This is a genomic window from Halorussus amylolyticus, assembly GCF_004143485.2.
Taxonomy (GTDB): Archaea; Halobacteriota; Halobacteria; order Halobacteriales; family Haladaptataceae; genus Halorussus; species Halorussus amylolyticus.
Map to the genome: position 1 here is coordinate 39,387 of NZ_ML974139.1, position 8,595 is coordinate 47,981.

The window sequence follows — 8,595 nt, forward strand, 5'->3', positions numbered from 1 at the left end:
GCCGTACCTCACCTCTGCATCAAACGAATCGAACAGTTCAGCTCGGAGTCACTCGCTCGCGTCGTCGCCGAACCGGAGCACGCCGGGGTAGTCGGCGATGAGACCGTCCACGCCCGCCTGCCGGAGCTGGTCGGCCTGATACCAACTTTCGACCGTCCAGACGTTGACCGCCCGGCCCTCGTCGTGGGCGATTTCCACGAGGTCCACGTCGTCGTACGGACCGAGCGACCCGTACGCGGCGTTGAACAGGTCGGTGCCCGAAATCATGTTCCACGGCGGGTGGACCGCCTCGCAGTCGTACCGGCGGGCGACCTCCATCCCGTCGGCGACCGACTCGGCGAGGACCGCGGCGAGCGGAATCGAGCTATCGACTTCGCGGGCGGCCGCGAGCGCGCCCTCGGCGAACGACGAAATCAGCACGTCGTGGTCGTACGTCGAGAGCGTGTCGATTGCGCGCTCGGCGAAGTCGAGCCAGAGGTCGCGCTGTGTCTCGCGGTCGGCCCGTGGGAGGTTCTCGCGCGAGCGCACGGCCGCGGACCCGGGGTTCTTGAACTCGACGTTCACGCCGACTTCGGGCGGAAGCGCGTCGAGGACGGCGTCGAGCGTGGGAATCGTCTCGCCGGTCCCCAGCACCTCCAACTCGGCGAGCGTCTCGGCGGGCGTCTCCCACACGCGCTGGTCGGCGACGGCGGCGGGCGCGTCGGTCAGCCGTCCGAGGTCGTAGTCGTGGAAGACGACGAGTTCGCCGTCGGCGCTCGCCATCAGGTCGATTTCGACCATCTCGGGCGGGCTGTTCGACCCGTACCCGGCCGCGGCCTGCTCGACGGCCGCGACCGTGTTCTCGGGGTAGACGCCCGCGAAACCGCGGTGCGCGATGAGTGCGGGGAGGGTTCGATTCGCCGACTTCGACTCTGCGGTTCCAATCGTGCCGGACATGGTGAGTTCGGCGTGACCGCGGGACCGCCGCGGCGGTCCCGCGGTCACAGCCGTCTTACCGGGAGGTTCGAACAAGCCTACCTTCAAGGTTTCTATCCCAGTATAAATAGCAGTACGGAGCGGTGGGAAGTGCGGTCGGTAGGGTGTCGTGCCGACCGGGACGCCTCCCGAAAACGACCCCGACGAAGTGATTTCCGAATCGGAAACCACTTCGCCGACATCATCTTTTAAGTGTGAAACCGCCGTATCTCGACCCGGAATGAAGTTCACCTATTACGGCCACTCGACGTATCACGTCGAAGTCGGCGACACGGACCTCCTCATCGACCCGTTCTTCGACAACCCCAAGACCGACACCGACCCCGAGGAACTCGACCCCGACTTCCTCCTGCTGACTCACGGCCACGCCGACCACATCGGCGACGTGGACCGCTACGAGGGGACGAAACTCGTGGCGACGCCCGAAGTCGTGTCGTACTGTCGCGACGAGTTCGGCGACTTCGAAGCGGTCGGCGGCATGGGGATGAACCTCGGCGGCACCGTCGAGTGCGGCGACGCCTTCGTGACGATGCACCGCGCGGACCACTCGAACGGGATGGACACCGACTACGGCGCGTCGGGCGGCATGCCCGCCGGGTTCGTCATCAGCGACACGAAGCCGACGCAGGTCTCCGACGAGGAGAGCCAGACGTTCTACCACGCGGGCGACACCGGCCTGATGACCGAGATGCGCGACGTCATCGGTCCGCACCTCGAACCCGACGCCGCGGCGGTCCCCATCGGCGACCACTTCACGATGGGACCGTGGCAGGCCGCAATCGCGGTCGATTGGCTCGACGTGGACTACGCCTTCCCGATGCACTACGACACCTTCCCGCCGATAGAGCAGGACCCCGAGGATTTCGCCCGCGAGGTCAAGGCCGTCGGGAGCGACACCGAGGTCCACGCGCTCGCAGGCGACGAGACGTTCGACCTCGGCGAGGAACTGGACTACTGAACCTCGACCACGCCGACACGGGCGTCGGCCGGTCGCGACCGATTTTGAATTATCTTCGGACGGATTAGGAAACGTGAAGCAAACTCCGGCAGGAGTTTTAGAAGCTACACTAAAGAAGGGAATAAATTAATTTGATTAGTCTAGGCGCCGCTGTTAGTGATAATGTAAATACGAGTCTCGTCAAGGACGGGTAGAGTTATATGCCACCACTCTATGGTTCTCTACTGTGATGACACCGAATGACACGGACGGGGCGGACCGCAGAACGTTTCTCAAACTCGCGGGTGCTGGTGGGCTCACCGCGACCGCTGGCTGTATCGGACTCGGCGGGAGCGACGGCGACGATGCGCCGGACACCATCGTTTTCGGCCAGCCAGCCGCCCAGACCGGTGACTGGGACTTCCTCCAGCCCGGCGTCTCGCAGGCGACCGACGCCGCGCTCGAAGGCATCAACGACGCCGGCGGCCCGCTCGGTGCCGAACTCGAAATCCAGCGGCGCGACACCGCGGTCGACCCCCAAGAAGCCCGGTCGGTCGTGACCCAGCTCGTGGAGAACGACGACGCGGTGGCGCTCCTCGGGCTGTTCTCCAGCGAAATCGACCCGCTGTTCGACTTCCTGCAGGAGCAAGAGACCCCCATCGTGACGCCGTGGCCGGGTTCGGCGTTCCTCGACACTCGCGGCGGCGACATGGGGACCCCAGACGACCTCGACGACGACGAGTGGGTGTGGCGGACCGTCATCGGCGACACGGTTCACACCGGCGGCGCGGCCAAGCGCGCGCTCGACCAGGGCCACGACACCATCGGCGTCATCAACGGGAACTCCGAAGGCGAGCGTAGCTGGGTCGAAGGGTTCCTCAACGCCTACGAGGAGGGCGGCGGTTCGGTCGCCGAGCGAGTCGAAGTCAGTCTCGGTGAATCGAGCTACCAGTCCGCGCTCAGTCGGCTGTTCGAGGCCGACTTCAGCGCGTTCGCGGTCAGCATGCCGCTGGAAGACGCCACGACCATGATGAGCGACTGGGCCGACGGCGACTACGGGAGCCAGCCCATCCTCTCGGACCCGCTCTCGCAGAACGAACTCGTAGAGCAGGTCGGCGACGCGCTCGAAGGCGCGTGGGCCGCCAGCCCCGGCCAGTCGGGACCGAGCTACGACACGTTCCTCGACGCCTACGAGAGCATGGACGGCGACGCCGAAATCAACGCGTGGACGCCCCCGGCGTGGGACGCCATTCAGGTGACCGCGCTCGCGGTCGAGCACGCCGGTGAGGCGACGCCGGAAGCCATCGAGCAGAGTCTCGGCCCCGTGACCCGAGGCGACGGGACCGAAGTGGCGACCTTCGAGGAGGGCAAGGAGGCGCTCGACAACGACGAGGAAATCGTCTACCGGGGTGCGGCCACGAACACCTCGTTCACCGACTTCGGAAACGTGTTCGGCTCGGTGATTATCAACTCCGTACAGGACGGGGAGTTCGTCGAAGAGGAAGTCATCCCGGCCGAAGAACTGAGCGAGTTCGTCCCGGAAGACCAGTACTGAGCCATGGGACTCGCCCAGAATATCGTCTTCGGCCTCGTGACGGGGTCGTACATCGCCATCGCCGCAATCGGGTTCACCCTGATTTACGGCATCGTGAACATGATAAACTTCGCGTACGGCGAGTACGTCACCGTCGGCGCGCTCGTCGGCGTGCTCGCGGCGGGAGCGCTCCCGCTTCCCCTGCCGGTCGCCGCGCTCGTGGCGATGGTGGGCGGGGGCATCGCGAGCCTCGTGCTCGCCAGAGCCTTCTTCACGCCCATCAACCACACCGGCCCGGTGCCGATGCTTCTGACCTCCATCGGTCTCGGACTCGCGCTCCGAAACGCGATTCGACTGACCGCGGGCCAGGGGTCGCGGTACTTCGACACCGAGACCACGACCTTCCGGTTCGACGGCCTGCCCGACCTCTCGGTCGGGTCGGTGGACCTGCTCGGCGGCGTGTTCGTCACCTCCGAACACCTCATAGTCATCGGGAGCGCGGTGGCTGTCTTCGTGATTCTTCACGCACTGCTGACCCGGACCGACGTCGGCATCGCGATGCGCGCGATGGGCGACGACGAGGACCTCGCTCGCGTTCGGGGTATCGACACGCAGATGATTCGGGACAGCGTGTGGGTGCTGGCCGGAGTGCTCGCGGGTCTCGCGGGCGTCCTCATCGGCATCCAGACCAGCGTGAGTTCCACGACTGGCTTCAGCCACATCCTCCAGATACTCTCGGCCGCCATCCTCGGCGGCGCGGGGAGTCCGTACGGTGCAATCGCGGGGTCGTACGTCATCGGTCTCGTGGTAGCACTGTCGGTGGCGTTCCTGCCGACCGGGATGACCGGCCTCTCGACGGCGATGGCGTTCCTCATCCTCATCGTCGTCTTGCTCGTCAAACCCAGCGGTATCGCGGGTCAGGAGGTGCGTGAGGCGTGAGTCTCGCCGACCGCCTGCCCGCAGGCATTGGAGACCGACTCCCTGAGGACGACGGCGACCGGGCGCTCCTGCTCGGCGGCTTCGCCGTCGCGCTGGCGCTCGTGCTCGCGGCGACCCCGGTCGCGGTGGCCCTGCCCGGCGAGCTGTTCGTCTTCTTCGAGGTCGGAACCATGTTCGTCATCTACGGGATTCTCGTCCTCGGACTCGACCTTCAGTACGGCCACACCGGACTGGTCAACTTCGGCCACGTCGTCTTCTTCGCGGTCGGCGGCTACACCGTCGCGATGCTGTCGGCTCAGAACCCCTTCGTGGGAATCGGACTGGGCTACCCGTGGCTGGTGGCGCTGGTGGCTGGCGTCCTCGTCGCGGCGCTGCTCGGCGCTATCGTCGGAGCCACTTCGCTCCGACTCCGCGACGACTTCCTCGCGGTCGCCACGCTCGCGACCGCCGAGATATTCCACTCCGTGTTCGTCAACTTCCGGGAGGTGTTCGGCGGCAACACCGGGATTCTCGGCGTGCCGACGCCGCTGGCCGACCTCGCCGGTGACACCGACACCACGATGCTCGCCACGCTGCTGTTCATCGGCGGCGTCACCGCGTTCACGTTCGCGGTCGTGACTCGGCTGACCGACTCGCCGTACGGCCGCGTCCTGCGCGCGATTCGCGCCGACGAACTCGTGACCCGGTCGGTCGGGAAATCGACGTTCACTTACAAGATGCAGTCGTTCGTCTACGGCGCGGCGCTCGCGGGCCTCGCGGGCGGCCTGTTCGCGCTCTACAACGGCACGGTCGCGCCGGGCTACTTCACGATTCAGGTCACGGTCACGATTTGGATTGGGATGTTGCTCGGCGGCGCGTCGAACCACCGCGCGGTGCTCGCGGGCCTCGCGGTCATCATGGGCCTGCGCCTGCTGTCGCGGTTCGCGCTCGACGTGGCTCCGGTCTCGGCCGACGCGTTCGCGTCCATCCGACTCATCGTGGTCGGCATGATTCTGGTCGCGGTCATCCGCTACCGGCCCGCCGGAATCTGGGGCGACCCGAAGGAACTGGGGGTGGACTCGTGAGCCTCCTCGACGTGAACGGTCTTGTCAAGGAGTTCGGCGGCCTGCGAGCCATCGACGAACTCTCAGTCTCGGTCGAGCGCGGAGAGTTGGTCGGCGTGATGGGACCGAACGGTGCCGGGAAGTCCACGTTCTTCAACTGCGTCAGCGGCGTCATCACGCCCGACGGCGGGCGGGTCACCTTCGACGGCGACGACGTGACCGGCGACCCGCCCGAGGAACTGGCGCGGGCCGGAATGGTCCGGACGTTCCAGAACACCCGCGAACTCGAAACCATGACGGTCAGGGACAACGTCCGACTCGCCGGACCCGACCAACCCGGCGAGCGCACCCTGCCCGCGCTCGCACGCACGGACTCAATGCAGACCCACGAGCGCGAGGTGCGCGAACGCGCCGACCACCTCATCGAGGCGTTCGAACTCGACCACCTCGCCGACGAGTACTCCAGCAATCTGTCGGGCGGCCAGCGAAAACTGCTCGAACTCGCGCGGGTGCTGATGCTCGACCCCGACCTGCTCCTGCTCGACGAACCCTTCGCGGGCGTGAACCCCACGCTGACGAAGGAAATCGCGGAGCGCATCCGCGGTCTCAACGACGAAGGGATGACGGTGGTCGTCATCGAACACGAACTCGAAACGCTGACCGAACTCGTCGACCGCCTCGTCGTCCTCCAGCAGGGGAGCCTGCTCGTGGAGGGCGAACCCGAGGCGGTGCTGTCGGACGAGCGCGTCATCGACGCCTATCTCGGAGAGTGACCATGAACGAACGACACACTCACAACGACTCGCAGTTGGGACGCGCGCAGAGCGACCACGACTCGCCGGAGGTGGTCGCGTGAGCCTCCTCCACGTTTCGAGCCTCGACGCGGGCTACGGCGACCTGAAGGTCCTCTCGGACATCGACCTCGACGTGGATTCGGGCGAGTACGTCGCCATCGTCGGCCCGAACGGGGCCGGGAAGTCCACCGCGATGAAGTCGGTGTTCGGTCTCGCCGACCGGATGGCCGGCTCCATCACGTTCGCGGGGACCGACATCACCCACCTCCCGCCCGAGGAGGTCATCCACGAGGGACTCAGCTACGTCCCACAGACCGAGAACGTCTTCCCCTCGCTCACGGTCGAGGAGAACCTCCGACTCGGCGCGTACATCCTCGACGAGGTGCCCGAGGAGCGACGACAGGCGGTATTCGACCGCTTCCCTATTCTGGCCGACAGGCTCGACATGGACGCGGGCACGCTCTCGGGCGGCCAACAGCAGATGCTCGCGATGGGGTGTGCGCTGATGCTCGACCCCGACCTGCTCCTGCTCGACGAACCTTCGGCGGGACTCGCGCCCGACCTCGTGGACGAGATGTTCGACCGCGTGGACGCGGTCAACGAGGCGGGCACCGCGGTCCTAATGGTCGAGCAGAACGCCAAGGAGGCCCTGCGACGGTGCGACCGGGGCTACGTGCTGGCCCAAGGCGAGAATCGCTACGAGGGGTCGGGCGACGACCTTCTCGGCGACGACGAGGTCCGCAAGCAGTTCCTCGGCGGATAGTCGTCGAACGCTCGGCAGTATTTTTTGTGCGGCCGGTCGCGTTTCGAACGGTAGTCGTCTCGATTCCCGAGACGCCGCCAGCGCGGTGTGTTTCCGGCGTCCTCACACTCTATCACGTCACAAAACACCGCGTCCGAACTGCAGTTTGGACTGCCGGAGTTCGTCGTCGGTCATAGTTATCCGTTTTAATTCCCCTATACTTTTGAACTTCGAGACGCGTCCACCCGTATGAAGCGCCGCCCGTTCCTCCACCTCGCCGTCGGCGCGCTGGCGACCGCTGGCTGTTTAGGCGCGCCCGACCCCGTCGCCGAATCGCCCGACTCCACCACCGACGCCGCGACTCGCTCCGAAACTTCCGGGACGACCGAGATGGCCGCGAGCGACGGTAGCCCGTTCGCAATCGAGCGCGTCGAGACGTTCGACTACGTCGTCCGACTCAACGACCTCGGCGGCGACCCGAGCGGCGGCATCACCGCCTTCTCGGACCTCGGCGAGCGCGAGCGGGAGGTGTTCGAAATCGCACGCGACGAGGGGTACGAGACCGACGACCGACCCGAGTGGCTCGTGCGATTCGCGAGTTCGACGCCCCACGTCGAGCGCGACGGCGCGTACTTCCGCCTCGAACACACCTTCCCGACGACCGCCATCGCGGCCGAAGCTGTCGCCGAATCCGACGTTGACGGCGAAATCGCGTCGGCCGAGGAGTACGAAACTGCGGTCACCCACGACGGAAGAGTGATGACCGGCCTGCTCCGAATCGCGCGCGAGGAGGGCATCGACCTGACCGACGTCTGGCCCGCGCTCCGGGAGTTTCTCGATACCTACGCCGCGGTCCGGTACCGGGGCGACCTGCTCGCGCTGTCGGTCGAAGTCGAGGACGACGGCGCGCCCTACACGGTCTCGGCCACCGAGGTTCCGGTCTCAGAAGCGGCCCGCGGTGACGTGTGGAACGTCTCGGAAGAACCCGAACCGGTCCGTGACCTCGTCCGCTCGGCGGGGGAGACCTCGGGCGCGTACGGCTTCGGGCGCGCGCCCGACGGCTTCCTCGACGGTCTCGACGGCCACGAGTACATCTACCTCGACGGCACCTTCTACACCAGCCACGTCGAGAAGCGCGGGTCGGTCGCCGTCTCGGTGGCGGCCGAGTTCGACGCGGGCGAGGTGCGACTCTCGCTCCGGAACGACGCCGACGCCGAGCGCCGACTCACGACCGGCGCGCCCCGGCCGTTCGGCGTCCTCCGCTTCCATCCGGTCGGCGACCCCGAGGGTCGCCGACTCCTCTGGACAGACGCCTACGCCGAGAGCGACCACGTTCGAACCGAGGGTCGCGAGATTCAATCCGTCAACGACATCGCGCTCGCCTCGGCCCTCGCGCCCGGCGAGAGCGTAAGCGAGACGTACGTGGTCGATTCGGACCTTTCGACCGGCGAGTACGCGGTCGAGGGGTCGGTGGGCGTCGAAAAGACAGGAAGCCCAGCGGGCGAAGGCAGTTCGAATCTCCGATTCCGCGTGGTGTTCTCGGTCGAGTAACGACCGTCGCGGCCCCCCCCCCCCCGCGGCGGCCCCGCGCCCCACGGGAAAACGCGGCCCCGCGCACACCGGGAGGCGGG

The 8,595-nt window shown here is 66.7% G+C and carries 8 protein-coding genes; 7 read left to right on the plus strand and 1 reads right to left on the minus strand.

The genetic code is table 11. The annotated features are described in order from the left end of the window. Positions 1–48: 48 nt before the first annotated feature. Positions 49–936, minus strand: a complete 888-nt coding sequence (locus EKH81_RS15520; RefSeq protein WP_132060020.1) for a glycerophosphodiester phosphodiesterase — start codon at positions 934–936, stop codon at positions 49–51. Positions 937–1,195: 259 nt separating this feature from the next. Between EKH81_RS15520 and EKH81_RS15525 the strand changes: the two genes are divergently transcribed. From EKH81_RS15525 to EKH81_RS15555, 7 genes are all read left to right on the plus strand, one after another. Then, on the plus strand, positions 1,196–1,933 hold the full coding sequence (locus tag EKH81_RS15525; protein ID WP_132060022.1) for a metal-dependent hydrolase: 738 nt from the start codon (positions 1,196–1,198) through the stop codon (positions 1,931–1,933). A 229-nt stretch (positions 1,934–2,162) separates the two neighbouring features. Then, positions 2,163–3,467, plus strand: coding sequence for an ABC transporter substrate-binding protein (locus tag EKH81_RS15530; protein ID WP_132060024.1), 1,305 nt, complete (start codon positions 2,163–2,165; stop codon positions 3,465–3,467). Between the two features lie 3 nt (positions 3,468–3,470). Further along, positions 3,471–4,385 (plus strand): branched-chain amino acid ABC transporter permease, encoded by a 915-nt coding sequence (locus EKH81_RS15535; protein WP_132060026.1) that lies wholly within the window; start codon positions 3,471–3,473, stop codon positions 4,383–4,385. Then, the gene (locus EKH81_RS15540; RefSeq protein ID WP_132060028.1) at positions 4,382–5,449 is read left to right on the plus strand and encodes a branched-chain amino acid ABC transporter permease; all 1,068 of its coding nucleotides are present in this window, start codon (positions 4,382–4,384) and stop codon (positions 5,447–5,449) included. The genes EKH81_RS15535 and EKH81_RS15540 overlap by 4 nt, the downstream gene beginning before the upstream one ends. After that, positions 5,446–6,201 (plus strand): ABC transporter ATP-binding protein, encoded by a 756-nt coding sequence (locus tag EKH81_RS15545; RefSeq protein WP_132060030.1) that lies wholly within the window; start codon positions 5,446–5,448, stop codon positions 6,199–6,201. The genes EKH81_RS15540 and EKH81_RS15545 overlap by 4 nt, the downstream gene beginning before the upstream one ends. A gap of 79 nt (positions 6,202–6,280) precedes the next feature. Next, positions 6,281–6,985 carry an ABC transporter ATP-binding protein gene (locus tag EKH81_RS15550; RefSeq protein ID WP_132060031.1) on the plus strand — a complete coding sequence of 235 codons (705 nt, stop codon included), beginning with the start codon at positions 6,281–6,283 and terminating at the stop codon, positions 6,983–6,985. A gap of 228 nt (positions 6,986–7,213) precedes the next feature. Further along, the gene (locus tag EKH81_RS15555; protein ID WP_132060033.1) at positions 7,214–8,515 is read left to right on the plus strand and encodes a DUF8130 domain-containing protein; all 1,302 of its coding nucleotides are present in this window, start codon (positions 7,214–7,216) and stop codon (positions 8,513–8,515) included. The last annotated feature ends 80 nt before the right edge of the window (positions 8,516–8,595 follow it).

Coding starts and splice junctions, on each gene's coding strand:
- EKH81_RS15530 (WP_132060024.1), top strand. CDS start 2,163: ATGACACCGAATGACACGGACGGGGCGGACCGCAGAACGTTTCTCAAA.
- EKH81_RS15525 (WP_132060022.1), top strand. CDS start 1,196: ATGAAGTTCACCTATTACGGCCACTCGACGTATCACGTCGAAGTCGGC.
- EKH81_RS15520 (WP_132060020.1), bottom strand. CDS start 936: ATGTCCGGCACGATTGGAACCGCAGAGTCGAAGTCGGCGAATCGAACC.
- EKH81_RS15555 (WP_132060033.1), top strand. CDS start 7,214: ATGAAGCGCCGCCCGTTCCTCCACCTCGCCGTCGGCGCGCTGGCGACC.
- EKH81_RS15535 (WP_132060026.1), top strand. CDS start 3,471: ATGGGACTCGCCCAGAATATCGTCTTCGGCCTCGTGACGGGGTCGTAC.